Annotated in this window: 1 protein-coding gene; it reads left to right on the top strand. The window is 67.5% G+C overall.

Annotated elements, in window-relative coordinates; genetic code table 11:
* Positions 1 to 185: 185 nt before the first annotated feature.
* The coding region (locus LPA41_RS40775) for a transposase (protein ID WP_229076857.1) at positions 186 to 1,172 on the top strand (987 nt) is incomplete at its 3' end.

Genomic DNA, 1,172 nt, shown 5'->3' with positions numbered 1-1,172 from the left:
GCTAGCGACTCTGTTGCCCATTTGGTGTGGTGGGCGTGTCGGCTGGCGTGTGGTGGTTGGTGGTGGCTGGATGGTCGTGGTGTGGTGGGCTTCCTGTGTCCTGCCGGGGGAGGTAGTGGTCGATGTCGGTGCGTCCGGAATCGTGGCCTGAGCCGTCGCCGGAGATCAGTCGAGCGGTGCGGGCGATGTATGGCCGGCGTAAGGCGCCGTTGCCGGTGGTGATCCGTGACGAGTTGGGTGAGGTGTTCGCCGACGCCGAGTTTGTGCGGGCGTTCGCTGTTCAGGGGCCGGCGGGCTGGTCACCGGGGCGGTTGGCGCTGGTGACCGTGCTGCAGATGGTGGAGAACAAAACCGACCGGCAGGCCGCCGAGTCGGTCCGGGATCAGCTGTCGTGGAAGTACGCGCTCGGGTTGACGCTGACCGATGCGGGTTTCGACTTCACGGTGTTGTCGCAGTTCCGGACTCGTCTTGTCGAACACGGGCTCGAACTCAAGGCGTTGGACCTGCTGGTAGCGGCCCTGGTCGAGCGGGGGTTACTGAAGTCCGGTGGTAAGCAACGCACCGATTCCACCCACGTGCTGGCCGCGGTCCGTGACCTCAACCGGGTCGAACTGGGCGGCGAATCCGTGCGCGCGGCCCTGGAAGCGATCACCGCGGCGGCCCCGGACTGGCTGGCCGAGGTGATCGACGTGCCCGGCTGGCAGCAGCGTTACGGCCAGCGCATCGACTCGTGGCGGCTACCGGCGTCGAAAACCCGACGCGACCAGATCGGCGCCGAGTACGGCCGCGACGCCCACGCCCTGCTCCAAGCGGTGTTCTCCCCGCAGAGCCCGCCCTGGCTCGCCCAGCTACCGGCCGTGAACACGCTGCGCGTCGTGCTGGTGCAGAACTACATGGTCACCACCGACCGGCAGGGACGGCAGGTGATCAGAATGCGGGAAGCCACGGACGGGCTCCCGCCCGCCAGATCGAAGATCACATCCCCGTACGACCTCGACGCCCGCCGCGGCCGCAAACGCGGACTGGCCTGGAACGGCTACAAACTGCACATCAGCGAAACCTGCGACGCCACACCGGGCGAACCCGGCACCACCGGCACCCCACCGCCACCGAACCTGATCACCAACATCGCCACCACTGACGCCACCACCGCGGACACCACGATGACCGAA

Source organism: Actinoplanes sp. DH11, assembly GCF_020873875.1.
In the GTDB taxonomy this organism is placed as follows: Bacteria; Actinomycetota; Actinomycetes; order Mycobacteriales; family Micromonosporaceae; genus Actinoplanes.
This window is presented reverse-complemented; position numbering and strand designations above follow the sequence as displayed.